Source organism: Variovorax sp. P1_G12 (assembly GCF_056405555.1).
Genome location: NZ_JBFUBW010000018.1, coordinates 106,054 through 121,547, shown reverse-complemented (window position 1 = coordinate 121,547; position 15,494 = coordinate 106,054). Strand labels below are relative to the sequence as shown.

Annotated in this window: 15 protein-coding genes; 12 read left to right on the top strand and 3 right to left on the bottom strand. The window is 69.6% G+C overall.

The genetic code is table 11. The features are described 5' to 3' along the window. Window positions 1-11 precede the first annotated feature (11 nt). Both AC1D2O_RS21240 and AC1D2O_RS21235 read right to left on the bottom strand, forming a co-directional pair. Window positions 12-1,028 carry a response regulator gene (locus tag AC1D2O_RS21240; RefSeq protein ID WP_478157858.1) on the bottom strand — a complete coding sequence of 339 codons (1,017 nt, stop codon included), beginning with the start codon at window positions 1,026-1,028 and terminating at the stop codon, window positions 12-14. Next, the gene (locus AC1D2O_RS21235) at window positions 1,025-4,687 is read right to left on the bottom strand and encodes a hybrid sensor histidine kinase/response regulator (RefSeq protein ID WP_478157866.1); all 3,663 of its coding nucleotides are present in this window, start codon (window positions 4,685-4,687) and stop codon (window positions 1,025-1,027) included. Before AC1D2O_RS21235 ends, AC1D2O_RS21240 begins: the two co-directional genes overlap by 4 nt. Before the next feature lie 81 nt (window positions 4,688-4,768). Here AC1D2O_RS21235 and AC1D2O_RS21230 point away from each other — a divergent pair, with 81 nt between their 5' ends. The 9 genes from AC1D2O_RS21230 (at window position 4,769) to AC1D2O_RS21190 (ending at window position 12,715) form a co-directional block, all read left to right on the top strand. Beyond that, complete coding sequence (locus AC1D2O_RS21230; RefSeq protein ID WP_286369833.1) at window positions 4,769-5,071, top strand: urease subunit gamma; 303 nt, start codon at window positions 4,769-4,771, stop codon at window positions 5,069-5,071. 34 nt (window positions 5,072-5,105) lie between these two features. Further along, window positions 5,106-5,687 (top strand): HupE/UreJ family protein, encoded by a 582-nt coding sequence (locus AC1D2O_RS21225; RefSeq protein WP_478090273.1) that lies wholly within the window; start codon window positions 5,106-5,108, stop codon window positions 5,685-5,687. 10 nt (window positions 5,688-5,697) lie between these two features. Next, entirely contained in the window at window positions 5,698-6,003 is a 306-nt protein-coding gene (locus AC1D2O_RS21220) for an urease subunit beta (RefSeq protein WP_478090274.1), read from the top strand. Window positions 6,004-6,089: 86 nt separating this feature from the next. Then, a complete protein-coding gene (gene ureC, locus AC1D2O_RS21215) occupies window positions 6,090-7,808 on the top strand; it encodes an urease subunit alpha (protein ID WP_478090275.1) in 1,719 nt (572 codons plus the stop codon). Between the two features lie 55 nt (window positions 7,809-7,863). Further along, on the top strand, window positions 7,864-8,472 hold the full coding sequence (ureE, locus tag AC1D2O_RS21210; RefSeq protein WP_478090276.1) for an urease accessory protein UreE: 609 nt from the start codon (window positions 7,864-7,866) through the stop codon (window positions 8,470-8,472). Further along, window positions 8,469-9,158: an urease accessory protein UreF gene (locus AC1D2O_RS21205; protein ID WP_478090277.1), complete on the top strand. Its 690-nt coding sequence runs from the start codon at window positions 8,469-8,471 to the stop codon at window positions 9,156-9,158. The genes ureE and AC1D2O_RS21205 overlap by 4 nt, the downstream gene beginning before the upstream one ends. Before the next feature lie 37 nt (window positions 9,159-9,195). Next, entirely contained in the window at window positions 9,196-9,846 is a 651-nt protein-coding gene (ureG, locus tag AC1D2O_RS21200; RefSeq protein WP_478090278.1) for an urease accessory protein UreG, read from the top strand. A gap of 212 nt (window positions 9,847-10,058) precedes the next feature. Continuing rightward, the gene (locus tag AC1D2O_RS21195) at window positions 10,059-10,373 is read left to right on the top strand and encodes a hypothetical protein (RefSeq protein ID WP_478090279.1); all 315 of its coding nucleotides are present in this window, start codon (window positions 10,059-10,061) and stop codon (window positions 10,371-10,373) included. 77 nt (window positions 10,374-10,450) lie between these two features. Beyond that, window positions 10,451-12,715, top strand: coding sequence for a heavy metal translocating P-type ATPase (locus tag AC1D2O_RS21190; protein ID WP_478157857.1), 2,265 nt, complete (start codon window positions 10,451-10,453; stop codon window positions 12,713-12,715). Window positions 12,716-12,776: 61 nt separating this feature from the next. Here AC1D2O_RS21190 and AC1D2O_RS21185 read toward each other — a convergent pair whose 3' ends face one another. Beyond that, window positions 12,777-13,175 (bottom strand): HU family DNA-binding protein, encoded by a 399-nt coding sequence (locus AC1D2O_RS21185; RefSeq protein WP_478090222.1) that lies wholly within the window; start codon window positions 13,173-13,175, stop codon window positions 12,777-12,779. Window positions 13,176-13,459: 284 nt separating this feature from the next. Between AC1D2O_RS21185 and AC1D2O_RS21180 the strand changes: the two genes are divergently transcribed. The 3 genes from AC1D2O_RS21180 to trhA are packed head-to-tail and all read left to right on the top strand — an operon-like array spanning window position 13,460 to window position 15,489. Further along, complete coding sequence (locus AC1D2O_RS21180; RefSeq protein ID WP_478090213.1) at window positions 13,460-13,876, top strand: NfeD family protein; 417 nt, start codon at window positions 13,460-13,462, stop codon at window positions 13,874-13,876. Window positions 13,877-13,918: 42 nt separating this feature from the next. Beyond that, the gene (locus tag AC1D2O_RS21175; RefSeq protein WP_478090214.1) at window positions 13,919-14,830 is read left to right on the top strand and encodes an SPFH domain-containing protein; all 912 of its coding nucleotides are present in this window, start codon (window positions 13,919-13,921) and stop codon (window positions 14,828-14,830) included. A gap of 11 nt (window positions 14,831-14,841) precedes the next feature. Continuing rightward, window positions 14,842-15,489 (top strand): PAQR family membrane homeostasis protein TrhA, encoded by a 648-nt coding sequence (trhA, locus tag AC1D2O_RS21170; RefSeq protein WP_478090215.1) that lies wholly within the window; start codon window positions 14,842-14,844, stop codon window positions 15,487-15,489. Window positions 15,490-15,494 lie beyond the last annotated feature (5 nt).

Sequence of the window (15,494 nt, the reverse complement as noted above, 5' to 3'; positions counted from 1 at the left end):
CCGCCCGTGACTCAGATCTCGAACTGGGGCTGCAGCTCGCGAATGCGTTTCATTGCGACACCCGCTGCCGCCGTGCGCGTCTCGACCCCGAGCTTCACGTACACCCGCTCCAGGTGCTTCTTGGCGGTCGCGGGGCTGCTGCCGAGGATTTCGCCGATGTCCTTGTTGGTCTTGCCCTTGACCACCCAATAGAGAACCTCGGCCTCGCGCGCCGTGAGCTTGAGGCTCAGGCTCATGGTCTCGATCACCGCGGTGTCCGACAGCTCGCGCATGATGATCAGCCAGTCGTCGCCCTCGTCGTCGTGTCCGGTCTGCTGGTGCAGTCGCAGGCTCAGGCGGGTCGCGCCGTACGCGATCGCCAGCGCCGGCGGCTCGATCTGGCGCTGCTGGGCATCGGGCAAGTGCCGCCGAAGCCACTCGAGCACCGCGGGCGGCGTCACCGGCGCGCTGGTGCCGCAGTAGCGCAGCAGCATCTCGCGCGCCAGCGCGGTCTGCCAGATCAGCTTGCCCTCGGGCATGCGCACCGTGATGCTGGCGTAGCCGAAGGCATCGAGCGCATTGCGCGCCTGGCCGGCCTGCTGCGCTTCCTGCCGCGCGCGCCGCGCCCCTTGCAGGTGGACGTTCATGCGCGCCAGCACCTCCTTGGGCTTGATCGGCTTGGTCACGTAGTCGACGCCGCCGGCCTCCAGCGCGGCCACCAGGTGCTCGGTCTCGGTCAGGCCGGTCATGAAGACGATCGGGATGTGCGCGGTCGCGGCATCGGCCTTGAGCCGGCGCGCGACCTCGAAGCCATCGATGCCGGGCATCATCGCGTCGAGCAGGATGATGTCGGGCCGCGCCTGGGCCGCGCGCTGCAGGGCCTGTTCGCCGCTGGTCGCGACCAGCACCGTGTAGCCCGATTCGTCGAGCGCATCGTGCAGCACCGCGAGGTTGTCGGGCACGTCGTCGACGATCAGCACCAGGTCGCTGTTGCCGCCGCTGCCGCGCAGCGTGTCGACCAGCATCGGGGGATGGTCGGCACCGCTCATGACGCCCCCGCCGCCGCGCTCAACGCCCGGCTCATGGCCTCGAACTGGAACTGCCGCGCCAGCGCGCGCTGGAGGGTGGTCCACGCCGCGCACTCGGGCTGGGCCGCGTCGATGTCGTCGAGCTGGTTCATGATGCCCCGAAAATAACCCAGGCCGACCGCTTCCTCGAGCGCGCGCAGCCGCGCGGCCGAAGGCAGCACCAGCGCGGCCTCGACGGCGGCGGGCGGCACGGCGGCGCTCTCGGTCCACCGGATGCCGAGGCGGCGCTCGAGCCAGTCGAGCAGCTCGCTGTGGCGCACCGGCTTGACGAAGAAATCATCGGGCGTGATGCCGACGTCGTTCTCCAGGCGCTTGTCGAAGGCGTTGGCCGAGACGATCGCGACCGCCGCCTGCGCGAGCCCCAGGGCGCGCGAACGGCGGATCGTCTCCCAGCCATCGATGCCCGGCATCGCGAGGTCGACGAACATCGCATCGGGCCGCCAGCCGGCCGCGATCAGGTCGAGCGCGTCATGGCCGCTGGCCGCGGTGCGCAACTCGAAGCCCAGCGGCGCCAGCACCTGCACCAGCAGTTCGCGATCGGCCTCCTCGTTGTCGACCACCAGCAGGCGCTGCCGGCGGCCCTCGTAGCCGCGCCGCAGCCGCACCACGGGCGCCCGGACGCGCCGGCCGCTGCCGGCGGGCGCCTCGTGCACGCGCGGCAGGAACAGCCGCACGCTGAACTGCGAGCCGACGCCGGGCGTGCTCTGCACGCTCATCTCGCCGCCCATGAGGTCGATCAGCATCCTGGCGATGGTGAGCCCCAGGCCGGCGCCGGGCGCCGCCGGTCCGGCCGTGGCGCCGCGCGCGAAGGGCTCGAAGATGCGGCCGAGCTCCTCCGCCGACATCCCCGGCCCGGTGTCCTCGATCTCGATCGCGGCGAACTCGCGCGCATAGCGCAGCCGCAGCGTGACCTGGCCGGCGGCGGTGAACTTGATCGCGTTGCCCAGCAGGTTGATGAGGATCTGCCGCACCCGCTTCTCGTCCGCGCGCACCAGATCGGGCAGGCCGCCGTTGGGCTCGAAGCGGAAGGCCAGCCCCTTCTCGGCGGCCTCCAGCTCGAACATGTCGGCCAGCTCGCTCATCAGCTCCGCGAACCCCATCGGCCGGGCGTTGAGCGTGAGCTTTCCGGCCTCGATGTGGGCGATGTCCAGCGTGCCCTCGATCAGCGACAGCAGGTGCTCGCCGCCGCGCTTGATCACCGCCACCGCCTGCCGGCGATGCGGCGGCACCGCGGCGTCCTCGCCCATCAGCTGCGCATAGCCCAGGATGCTGTTGAGCGGCGTGCGCAACTCGTGGCTGATGGCGCTGATGTAGCGGCTCTTGGCCTGGTTGGCCAGGTCGGCCGCGCGCTTGGCTTCCTCTGCGATGCTGCGCGCCTGGTCGGCGCTCTGCTTGGCTGCCTGCAGCGCATGGTCGGTCTTGCGGTGCAGCTCGATCTCGCGCACCAGCAGGTGGGTCTGGCGATTCGACTCCTCCTGCGCCACCTTGCGGCTCTGGTGCGCGAGCACCAGCCACCAGGCGACGATGCCGGCGATCACCAGCAGCGCCATGTAGGCCTTGAGGAAACCGGAGCGCAAGGACGCCGGCTGCATCCCGAGCAGTGCGCCCTCGCCCGATGCCGCGTCGCCGAGCGCGCGCAGCTCCTGCTGGTAGAGGACGCCGAAGACGCCGGCCAGCAAGGGCACGACGATCAGCATCAGCAGCAGGAAGTGGCCGAGCCCGGTGTCGAGGTAGGGCCAGACGCGGCGCGGCAGCAGCCAGCGCAAGGTGCCCGACCACTGCGCCGACAGGCTCGCCTGCGGTTTGCAGAGGTCGCCGCAGCGCGCGTCCAGCGTGCAGCAGAGCGAGCAGATCGCGCCTTGATAGGCGGGGCAGTGCGCCATGTCCGGGCCTTCGTATTCGCGCTCGCAGATCACGCAGAACTGGGTGGAGGGTCCGCCGCCGGGCCGCCCCAAGGCGGACTGCGCCCCCTCGGGGGGCAGCGACGACACGCAGTGCGGAGCGTGGGGGCTCAGAGTCCGGCGATAGCTGCCGGCGCCCGACTCGACCCGCGCCCAGCGGACCGCCGAGCGGCGCGCAGACGGCGCGAAGGGCGCATCACCGTCGTCGTCCGAGACCCGCGCGATGTAGTACTTGCCGCGGGTCGCCCAGGCGATCAGCGGCGCCGCGACGAAGGCGGTGCCGAGCGCGATCAGTGCCGAGAAGGCCTGTGCCAGCGGCCCGAAGACGCCGAGGTGCGCGGTGATCGACAGCACCGAGGCGAGCGCCATCGCGCCGACGCCGACCGGGTTGATGTCCCACAGGTGGGCGCGCTTGAACTCGATGCCCGGCGGCGACAGGCCCAGCGGCTTGTTGACGACCAGGTCGGCCACCACCGCCATCATCCAGGCGATCGCGATGTTGGCGTAGAGGCCCAGCACGTCGCCGAGCGCCTCGAACACGTTCATCTCCATCAGCATGAAGGCGATCAGCGCGTTGAACACCACCCACACCACGCGGCCCGGATGGCTGTGCGTGACGCGCGAGAAGAAGTTGCTCCAGGCCAGCGAGCCGGCGTAGGCATTGGTGACGTTGATCTTGAGCTGCGAGATGACCACGAACACCGCGGTCGCCGCCACCGCCCAGCCGTAGTTCGGGAACACGTATTCGTAGGCGGCCAGGTACATCTGGTTGGGGTCGACGGCGCGCTCCGGCGGCACCATGTGGCCGATCGCCAGGTAGGCCAGCAGCGCGCCGCCCAGCATCTTGAGCACCCCGAGCACCACCCAGCCGGGTCCGCCCGCCAGCACGCCGGCCCACCAGCGGCCGCGGTTGGCGGCCGTGCGCGCCGGCATGAAGCGCAGGTAGTCGGCCTGCTCGCCCATCTGCGTGATCAAGGCGATGCCGACGGTCAGTGCGGCACCGAAGAGGTGCAGATCGAAGCCGTCCGCCTTCGACCGGACACCGATGTAGTGCACGATGCCCGCGAACGCACCAGGATCGCGCGCCAGCACGTAGCCGAAGGGCACCACCAGCATCAGCAGCCAGACCGGCTGGGTCCACACCTGCAGCCGGCTGATGGCCGAGATGCCGTGCGTCACCAGCGGGATCACCACCAGCGCGCAGACCAGGTAGCCCCAGACCGGCGGGATGCCGAGCGCGAGTTCGAGCGCATAGGCCATCACCGCGGCTTCCAGCGCGAAGAAGATGAAGGTGAAGGAGGCGTAGATCAGCGAGGTCAGGGTCGAGCCGATGTAGCCGAAGCCGGCGCCGCGCGTGAGCAGGTCCATGTCGACGCCGTAGCGCGCCGCATAGACGCTGATCGGCAGCCCGGCCAGGAAGATGATCAGTCCGGTGACCAGGATGGCCCAGAAGGCATTGACGAAGCCGTACTGCACCAGCAGCGTGGCGCCGACCGCCTCCAGGATCAGGAACGAGGCCGCGCCGCCGAAGGCCGTGCTGGCCACCCGCCATTCGGACATCCGGCGGAAGCGCTGCGGCGTGTAGCGCAGCGCATAGTCTTCCAGCGTTTCGCTCGCAACCCAGCTGTTGTAGTCGCGCCGGACCTTGACGATGCGCTGCGGCGCTTCGTCGCTCGGAGCGGGGGGAACGGCGGTGGTGTCCACACCAGATCGGTGCAGGTTCCGTGCCACGGCACGAACGTTGCAACTGGCAGAGACCGCCCAATAATGGCCTGCCTCAAGACGCCACCTCCGCCCCCCATGGAACTCACACCGCGCGAAAAAGACAAGCTGCTGATCTTCACCGCAGCCCTGCTGGCCGAACGGCGCCGGGCTCGCGGGCTCAAGCTCAACTACCCCGAGGCCGTGGCGCTGATCTCCGCCGCCGTGATGGAGGGCGCGCGCGACGGCAAGAGCGTGGCCGCCCTGATGAGCGAGGGCCGCGCGGTGCTGACCCGCGCCGACGTGATGGACGGCATCGCCGAGATGATCCCGGACATCCAGGTCGAGGCCACCTTTCCCGACGGCACCAAGCTCGTGACGGTGCACCAGCCGATCGTCTGATACCCCTCCCCGAACAACAACAAGGACCGTTTCCATGCGCCTCCTCCGCACCGCTCCCCTCCTCGCATTGCTGCCCCTGGCCGCCAGCGCCGATGCCGGCCTGCATCACGGCTTTCTCGCCGGCTTCATGCATCCGCTGACCGGTCCCGACCACCTGGCCGCGATGGTCGCGGTCGGCCTCTGGAGCGCGCTCGCCGCGCGCCGCGCCTGGCCCGACCTGCTGTGGGCGCCGCTGGGATTCGCGCTGATGCTGCTCGCAGGCGCGCTGGCCGGCCTGGGGGGCCTGCAGCTGCCGGCGGTCGAGCCGATGATCGCGGCCTCGCTGCTGGTGCTGGGCCTGCTGGTCGCCACACGCAAGCGGCTTCCGGGCTTCGCGGCGGCCGCGCTGGTCGGGGTCTTCGCGGTCTTCCACGGCATCGCGCACGGCCATGAGCTGCACGGCGAATCGGCTGCCGCACTGACCCTGGCCGGCATGCTCGCCGCCACCGTGCTGCTGCACACAGCCGGCATCGCCGCCGGCTGGGCGCTGCGCCACGGTCATCGCTGGCTTGGGCGCATCGCGGGCGCCGCGGTGGCGCTGTTCGGCGTCGCGCTGCTCGGCAGCGCACTGGCCTGAGGGGGCTTCAATGATCCCCGGCGAACTCATCACCGACGAGGGCGAACACGTCCTCAATCCCGGCCGGCGAGCCATCACGCTGGTGGTCCGGAACACCGCCGACCGGCCGATCCAGGTCGGCTCGCACTACCACTTCGCCGAGACCAACGGCGCTCTGGGCTTCGACCGCGAGGCCGCGCGCGGCATGCGGCTGAACATCGCGTCGGGCACCGCGGTGCGCTTCGAGCCCGGACAGCAGCGCACGGTCGAACTGGTGGATTTTTCGGGCGACCGCATCATCTACGGCTTCCGCGGTCTCGTTCAAGGAAAGCTCTGATGCCCCCACGTTCATCACTTCGTGTATTCACTGCCCCCCGAGGGGGCGCAGGCCTCCCTTGGGGCGGCCCGGCGGGAGTCCTCTGAATGGCAACCATCGGCCGCCGCGCCTACGCGGAAATCTTCGGCCCCACCGTGGGCGACCGCGTCCGACTTGCCGACACCGACCTGGTGATCGAGGTCGAGGAGGACTACACGCTGCATGCCGGCGGCTACGGCGAAGAGGTCAAGTTCGGCGGCGGCAAGACCATCCGTGACGGGATGGCGCAAGGCCAGCGCACGCGCGCCGAAGGCTCGGTCGACACGGTGATGACCAATGCGCTGATCCTCGACCACTGGGGCATCGTGAAGGCCGACATCGGCCTGAAGGACGGCCGCATCGTCGCCATCGGCAAGGCCGGCAATCCCGACGTGCAATCGGGCGTGGACATCGTCATCGGCCCGGGCACCGAGGTCATCAGCTGCGAAGGCAACATCGTCACCGCGGGCGGCATCGACAGCCACATCCACTTCATCTGCCCGCAGCAGATCGAGGAGGCACTGGCCTCCGGCGTGACCACCATGCTCGGCGGCGGCACCGGGCCGGCGACCGGCACCTTCGCGACCACCGCGACGCCCGGCCCCTGGCACATCGAGCGCATGCTGCAGGCGGCCGACGCCTTCCCGATGAACCTCGGCTTCCTGGGCAAGGGCAACGCCAGCCTGCCGGCCGCGCTGCACGAGCAGATCGACGCCGGCGTGATCGGCCTCAAGCTGCACGAGGACTGGGGCACCACGCCGGCCGCGATCAGCAACTGCCTGGACGTCGCCGATGCCACCGACACGCAGGTCGCGATCCACAGCGACACGCTCAACGAATCGGGCTTCGTCGAGAACACCATCGCGGCCGTCAAGGGCCGCGGGATCTGCGCCTTCCACACCGAGGGCGCGGGCGGCGGCCATGCGCCGGACATCCTGCGCGTGGTCGGCGAGGCCAACTTCCTGCCCTCGTCGACCAACCCGACCATGCCCTACACGGTGAACACGCTCGACGAGCATGTCGACATGCTGATGGTCTGCCATCACCTCGACGCCGGCATCCCCGAGGACCTGGCCTTCGCCGAGAGCCGCATCCGCAAGGAGACCATCGCGGCCGAGGACATCCTGCACGACCTCGGCGCGATCAGCATGTTCAGCTCCGACAGCCAGGCCATGGGCCGGGTCGGCGAGATCGTCATCCGCTGCTGGCAGACCGCCCACAAGATGAAGGGCCAGCGCGGCAAGCTGCCCGAGGATGCCGAGCGCAACGACAACTTCCGCGCCAGGCGCTACGTCGCCAAGTACACGATCAACCCGGCGCTCGCGCACGGCATCGCGCACGAGGTCGGCAGCATCGAGGTCGGCAAGTGGGCCGACCTGGTGGTCTGGAAGCCGGCCTTCTTCGGCGTCAAGCCGTTCACGATCATCAAGGGCGGCACCATCGCGATGGCCGCGATGGGCGACCCCAGCGCATCGATCCCGACGCCGCAGCCGGTGCACTACCGGCCGATGTTCGGCGCCTACGGCGGCTCGCTCGCGAGGAGTTCATTGACCTTCGTCTCGCGGGCCGGCCTGGCCGCCGGCATCGGCGATCGCTACGGACTTGCCAAGACCTTGAGCGCGGTGAAGAACGTGCGCGGCGTGCGCAAGCAGCACATGGTGCACAACGCCCATACGCCGACGATGGAGATCGATGCCCAGACCTACGCGGTACGCGCCGACGGGCAGCTGCTGGTGTGCGATCCGGCGGTTTCGCTGCCGATGACGCAGCGGTATTTTCTGTTCTAGTTCGATGTGCGCGCGGATCGACAATCCGCATTCCATCGAACAACCCTGCCTTTCCATGCTCACCGCCAACAAACTCATGCCCCAGGGCGGCGGCCTCGCGGCCGTCCTGCTCAAGCGCGCCGCCACGGTCGAACTCGACTGGGACGTGCGCCAGAAAAGCCGCTTCGACACCACCGATTCGCAGGGCCGCCAGCTCGGCGTGTTCCTGCCGCGCGGCACCGCGGTGCGCGGCGGCGACGTGCTGGTGGCCGAGGATGGCTCGCTGGTCAAGGTCATCGCGGCGCCGCAGCCGGTGCTGGTGATCACGCACTGCAGCGAGCACGGAACGCCCTTCGACCTGATGCGCGCGGCCTACCACCTGGGCAACCGGCACGTGCCGATCGAACTCAAGCCCGACCATCTGAAGATCGAGCCCGACCATGTGCTGGCCGGCATGCTGCGCGCGATGCACCTGATCGTGCGCGAAGCTGAGGCAGCCTTCGAGCCCGAGGGCGGCGCCTACGGAGCGCACGGCGGCGGCCATGGGCACGCGCACGGCGCGGCGCCGGTCGGGCCCGTGCTGCACCCCGACGCCTATTCGGGCTCGGCGGGGCATGGCGAGCACGACCATGACCATGACCACGCGCACGGCCACGATCGTTCCCACGGCCACTCGCACGGATGAACGACACGCCGGCCGGCCTGCCCGCCAGCAGCCTGTTGCAGCTGATCTGGCTGGCCTCGCCGGCCCTGCCGGTCGGCGGCTTCTCCTACTCCGAAGGGCTCGAAGCGGCGATCGAGGGTGCGGGCATCACGACCGAGCCCGCCGTCTCGGACTGGCTGGCCGACCAGCTGCACCTGGCACTGGCCCGCGCCGATCTCGCCGTGGTGGCGCAGGCGGTGCCGGCCTGGCGGCTGGCGGATGCGGACCGTATCCGCGCACTCAACGACTGGGTGTTCCAGACCCGCGAATCGGCCGAGTTCCTGCTGCAGACCGAGCAGATGGGCCGCTCCTTCGTCGAGTGGCTGAAGCTGCACCACGCCGACATCGCGAGCATCTTCGAGACACTGCCTGCCAGCTATCCGATCGCCTTCGCCTTTGCCGCCAGCCGCACCGAAGCGCCCGCGCGCGATGCATGCCTGGCGTTCGCCTTCGGCTGGGCCGAGAATATGGTCGGCGCCGCGGTCAAGGCGGTACCCCTCGGCCAGAGCGCGGGGCAACGCATCCTCGGCCGCCTGGCGGCGGAAATCCCCACGGCGGTCGCTCATGCGATCACACTCTCGGATGACGGGCGGCAGGCCTTCTCGCCGATGCTCGCCGTGCTGTCGGCCCGTCACGAAACCCAGTACTCGCGCCTCTTCAGAAGCTAAGACCATGAACCCCCACGTTGCTCGCGAGGCATAACCCATGTCCTCCGCCCTCCACCACATCCCCCACCGCACCAAGAAGCTGCCGCCGCTGCGCGTCGGCATCGGCGGCCCGGTCGGTTCCGGCAAGACCACCCTGCTCGAAATGCTGTGCAAGGCGATGCGCGACAAGTACGACCTGATCGCGATCACCAACGACATCTACACCAAGGAAGACCAGCGCCTGCTAACGGTCGCCGGCGCGCTGCCGGCCGAGCGCATCATGGGCGTGGAGACCGGCGGCTGCCCGCACACCGCGATCCGCGAGGACGCCTCGATCAACCTCGAGGCGATCGACCGCATGCTGGTCCAGTTTCCCGATGCCGACGTGGTGTTCGTGGAATCGGGCGGCGACAATCTGGCGGCCACCTTCAGCCCGGAACTCTCCGACCTGACGATCTACGTGATCGACGTCGCGGCCGGCGAGAAGATCCCGCGCAAGGGCGGCCCCGGCATCACCAAGAGCGACCTGTTCGTGATCAACAAGACCGACCTCGCACCCTACGTCGGCGCCGATCTCGGCGTGATGGAGGCGGACACCAAGCGCATGCGCAAGCAGCGGCCCTTCGTGATGACCAATCTCAAGACACGCACCGGCCTCGCCGAGGTGGTGGCCTTCATCGAAGAGCGCGGGATGCTTGGCGAGGCCTGAAGCGCACAACAAACATCTCAATCTGTGACGGCCGCCGTGAATTGGTCCGCATCTTGCTGCGGATCCAGGGCCTGCATCCAGCCCCTTCGCACGGCAACGCGATTCCCGGAAACAGGGTGAACAGGACCTAGGCCATAGGGCGTGTATCGCAATCTCACCCAGGGCGCGATACTGCCGCAACAAGTCACGAGTCACGAGTCCACAGCGCCATCATGGCTTCAGAAGCGATCTTTCATCCAGCGACCGGCAGCGTGCAGTTCGCCATCTATCCCGACGGCCACGACGGGGCCCGCATCATTGCCCGCATCGACGAAGAGGCGCTGCAAGCGCGCTTCCAGGCGCCCGAGGACCGCGACGCCGACCTGGTGCTGGCCTATGCGCGCAATGCGGACGCCATCGACGCGATGGCCACGGCCCGGTATCGCGAGAATCCGGCGGCGGAGATCTGCCTGAACAGCGACGACTTCCAGCGGGCGGGCAGCGCGGCGGGCGGGCCGGGACGCAGAGCCACAGCGGGCGCGGCCTGAGGCGCATCGACCCGCTCGAAGCTGCGCCCTCGGACGCGGCTTGACCTTGAAGTTACTTCAGGGTTCCCAATGGCTTCATGGCAAGAAGAACACCTGAAACCTCCATCGCCGGCAGCCACGCGCCGGCCTCTCCCCTCCCTGCGACCTGCTGTTCGGCCGACCATGCGGTCGCGGCACCCTTGCCGCCCGGGCCGGGCGCGCCCAACACCTACCGCATCCCGACCATGGACTGCAGCGCCGAGGAGTCGGAGATCCGCCGCGCCGTCGAGCCGATCGCGGGCATCCGCGGACTGCACTTCCAGCTCGGCCAGCGCACCCTGAGGATCGACGGCGCGGACGACGCGCTGCCGAAGGCGCTGGCGGCCATCCGCAAGGCCGGTTTCGCGCCGGAGCGGGTCGGCGCCGGCGCGTCGCCCACCGCAGCCGACGCGCGGCGCGACGACCGTGCGCACGGCCACGACGGCGGCAGCGGCTACCTGCGCTTGGCCGCCGCCCTGGGCTTAGCGCTCGTGGCCGAAGGGGTGTCGTACTTCGCACCGGACACGCTGGGCTGGACGGTCGCCGGGATGGCCATCGCTGCGCTGGCCATCGCGCTCGCCGGCCTCGAGACCTATGCCAAGGGCCTGGCGGCGCTGCGTCATGCCCGGCTCAACATCAACGCGCTGATGTCGGTGGCCGTGACCGGCGCCTTCCTGATCGGCCAGTGGCCCGAGGCCGCCATGGTGATGGCGCTGTACGCGATCGCCGAGCTGATCGAGGCCCGGGCGGTCGACCGCGCCCGCAACGCGATCCAGGGCCTGATCGACCTGGCACCGGCCGAGGCCGAGGTGCGGCAGGACGGCGGTGCGTGGCTGCGCGTCAAGGCCAGCGCGATCGCCCTCGGCAGGATCGCCCGCGTCAAGCCCGGCGAACGGGTGGCGCTGGACGGCGTCGTCACGCGGGGCAACAGCAGCATCGACCAGTCGCCGGTCACCGGCGAAAGCATTCCGGTCGACAAGGGCCCGGGCGATCCGGTCTTCGCGGGCACCATCAACCAGGCCGGCGAGATCGAGTTCCGCGTCACCGCGGCCGCCAGCGACACCACGCTGGCGCGCATCATCCATGCGGTCGAGGAAGCCCAGGGCACCCGGGCGCCGACCCAGCGTTTCGTCGATCGCTTCGCGGCGATCTACACGCCGGCGGTGTTCGCGCTGGCGGTGGCGGTCGCGCTGCTGCCGCCGCTGCTGCTGGGCTGGCCCTGGCTGGCCGCGCTCTACAAGGCGCTGGTGCTGCTGGTGATCGCCTGCCCCTGCGCGCTGGTGATCTCGACGCCGGTCAGCGTGGTGAGCGGCCTCGCATCGGCCGCGCGGCGCGGCATCCTGATCAAGGGCGGCACCTACCTGGAGAACGCGCGCCTGCTGAAGGCGGTGGCGCTCGACAAGACCGGCACCCTCACCGAGGGCAAGCCCAAGCTGGTGGCATTCCGGCCGTGGGGCCAGACCGACGAGGCCCGGGCACACCGGCTGGCCAAGAGCCTGGCGGCGCGCTCCGATCACCCGGTGTCGCAAGCCATCGCGGCCGGCCTGGCGGAGCCGGCCCTCGAGGCGGACGACTTCAAGGCGCTGCTGGGGCGCGGCGTCGAGGGCGTGGTCGACGGCCGGCGGCTGGTGCTGGGCAACCATCGGCTCATCAAGGAGCGCCAGCAGGCCGACCCCGCGCTCGAGGCCGAACTCGGCGCGCTCGAGGCGCAGGGCCGCACGGTCACGCTGCTCGCCGACGAGCACGGCGTGCTCGCCCTCTTCGCGGTGGCCGACACGATCAAGCCCAGCTCGATCGAAGCCATCGCGCAGCTCAAGCGCCTGGGCGTGGCCCCCGTGATGCTGAGCGGCGACAACCAGGCGACCGCGCAGGCGGTGGCCCGCGAGGCCGGCATCGGCGATGCGCGCGGCGGCCTGCTGCCGGACGAGAAGCTGCGCGCCATCGAGGACCTGCGGCAGCGCTACGGCCCGACCGCGATGGCCGGCGACGGCATCAACGACGCGCCGGCCCTGGCCCGGGCCGACATCGGCTTCGCGATGGGCGGGGCGGGCACCGACACCGCGATGGAGGCGGCCGACGTGGTGATCATGAACGACAACCTCGGCCGCATCGCCGAGACGATCCGCCTGTCGCGCCGCACCCACGCGGTGCTGTGGCAGAACATCAGCCTGGCGCTGGCGATCAAGGTCGTGTTCTTCGCGCTGGCCGTGTTCGGCGCGGCGACCATGTGGATGGCGGTGTTCGCGGACATGGGCGCGAGCCTGCTGGTGGTGGCCAACGGCCTGCGGCTGCTGCGCCGCGCTGGCGGCCCGGCGCCGGCCTGAGCATCGTTCACAGCAAAAAAAACGGCCCCGAGGGGCCGTTCTTTCTTGCTGGACGCCAGGCTTACTTGCGTGCCTTCTTGGCCGGAGCAGCGGCAGCCTTCTTGGCGGGGGCGGCCTTCTTGGCGACCGGCTTCGCAGCAGCCTTGTCGGCCTTGCGCTTGGCGGCCTTGGGGTCGACGGCAGCCTTGAACGCTGCGCCGGCCACGAACTTCGGCACCTTCTGGGCTGCGATCTTGATCGCGGCGCCCGCCTGGGGGTTGAAGCCGGTGCGAGCAGCGCGTGCCACTTGCTTGAAGGTGCCGAAGCCGATCAGCTGGACGGGCTCGCCCTTCTTCACTGCAGCGACGATGGAACCAGTGACGGTTTCCAGGATGCGCGCGGCTTCTGCCTTGCTGACGTTGTGGGCGGTGGCGATCTTCTCGACCAGTTCGATACGGTTCACTTCAAATTTCCTATGGATGGTTTCGCCATGTTGCCTATGGCGGCGCAGCCTGCGACGCAAGCTGCAAGCGGCGCGCAGTGTAACGTAGCTGTGACCGACGCCTTCCCGGGTGGCCTCGGCGAGGCGGCCGCGAGGCCGCACTCGGTGTCGTGCAATCCGCGTTCCGCGCGCGTTGCCGAACTTCCCTGATCCAGCGCAAGAAGCGTCTCGTCAACAGCTCGCATCGCCCTGCCCGGCAGGCGGGCACCGAACGACGGGCTATCCTCGCGGCACGCCGCTGTCCGGCGCAGAAAAGGATGCATATGACGGCCCCCACGCTCTGGTGGTTGATGACGTTCGCGCTGGTCGCCCTCGAACTGGTGACCGGCACCATCTATGCCCTGCTGGTGGCGATCGGCTTCGCGGTCGGCGCGCTGACCGCCCACCTCGGCGCCGCGATGCCGACGCAGATCGTCTGCGCCGCCGTGGCCTGCATGGCCTTCGTCGGCGGCTGGTACCTGCGCGCGTCGCGCCGCCCGAAGGCGCGCCTGTCCGACCTGCAGATCGACGTCGGCGAACAGGTCACGGTCCCGGCCTGGAGCGAGGGCCGCACGGCCGAGGTCCGCTACCGCGGCGCCACCTGGCAGGTCAAGCCCATGGCCGGCGCGCCCACGGTTCCCGGACTCCATCGCATCGTCGACGTGCAGGGCAACTTCCTCGTCGTCGAGTTCATCGGCTGACGCACCGCGAAAAAACTCTACCCATCACTACCGAAAGCCTTCATGGAAATTTCGCTCGTTCTCCTCGTCGTCGCGATCCTGTTCGTCGCGAGAGCCGTCAAGTTCGTCCCGCAGCAGCACGCCTGGGTGGTCGAGCGGATGGGCAAGTACAACGCCACGCTGCTGCCCGGCGCCAACTTCCTGGTGCCCTTCATCGACCGGGTGGCCTATCGGCACAGCCTCAAGGAGGTGCCGCTCGACGTCCCGAGCCAGGTCTGCATCACGCGCGACAACACCCAGCTCACGGTCGACGGCATCCTGTACTTCCAGGTCACCGACCCGATGCGCGCCAGCTACGGCTCGTCGAACTACATCGTGGCCGTCACCCAGCTGGCCCAGACCTCGCTGCGCAGCGTGATCGGCAAGCTGGAGCTCGACAAGACCTTCGAGGAGCGCGACATCATCAACGCCCAGGTGGTGGCCGCGATCGACGAGGCGGCGCTCAACTGGGGCGTGAAGGTGCTGCGCTACGAGATCAAGGACCTGACGCCGCCCAAGGAGATCCTGCACGCCATGCAGTCGCAGATCACGGCCGAGCGCGAGAAGCGCGCCCTGATCGCGGCCTCCGAAGGACGCCGCCAGGAACAGATCAACATCGCCACCGGCGAGCGCGAAGCCGCCATTGCCCGCTCGGAAGGCGAGAAGCAGGCGGTCGTGAACAAGGCGCAGGGCGAGGCCGCGGCGATCAGCGCCGTGGCCGAAGCCACCGCGGGCGCCATCGCCCGGATCGCCGAGGCCATCGAGAAGCCCGGCGGCCAATCGGCGGTGCAGCTCAAGGTCGCCGAGGAAGCGCTGCAGGCCTACGGCAAGGTGGCCGACAAGTCGAAGACGACGCTGATCGTGCCGAGCCACATGACCGAGGTGTCGACCTTGATCACTTCGGCGATGGCGATGGTCAAGGGCCCCGCCAGCTGAGGGCCTGCAGGATGATTGCCGCCGAACGCGACCAGACGGTTGCCGAAGAAGTGATGAACGCCCTGAGCCACGGCCTGGGCCTGCTGCTGGCCATCGCCTCGCTGCCGATCCTGGTGTACAGCGCCGCACAGCAGCATGGCGCGGCCGCCGTGGTTGGCGCGAGCATCTTCGCCGGGACGATGATCCTGCTGTACCTGGTGTCGACGCTGTACCACGCCTTGCCGTTCGGCAGGGCCAAGGCCTGGTTCAACCGCCTGGATCACGCGGCCATCTACCTGTTCATCGCCGGCAGCTACATGCCCTTCCTGCTCGGTGTGCTGCGCGGCCCGTGGGGCTGGGCGCTGTTCGGCGCCATCTGGTGCGCGGCGGCGCTGGGCGCCGGCGCCAAGCTGTTCAACCGGCTGCGGCATCCGTTGTGGTCGACCGGCCTCTATGTGGCAATGGGCTGGATGGCCGTGGCGGCCGCGGTGCCGCTGCACGAACGCATGAGCGCCGCCGGGCTCGGCTGGCTGGTGGCCGGAGGCCTGGCCTACACGGCCGGCGCGGTGGTCTTCCTGTTCGACAACAAGGTGCGCTTCGCGCATTCCGTCTGGCACCTGTTCGTGCTGGCGGGAAGTGCCTGCCACTTCTTCGCGGTGCTTTGGCATTCGCACGGGTAGGGCGT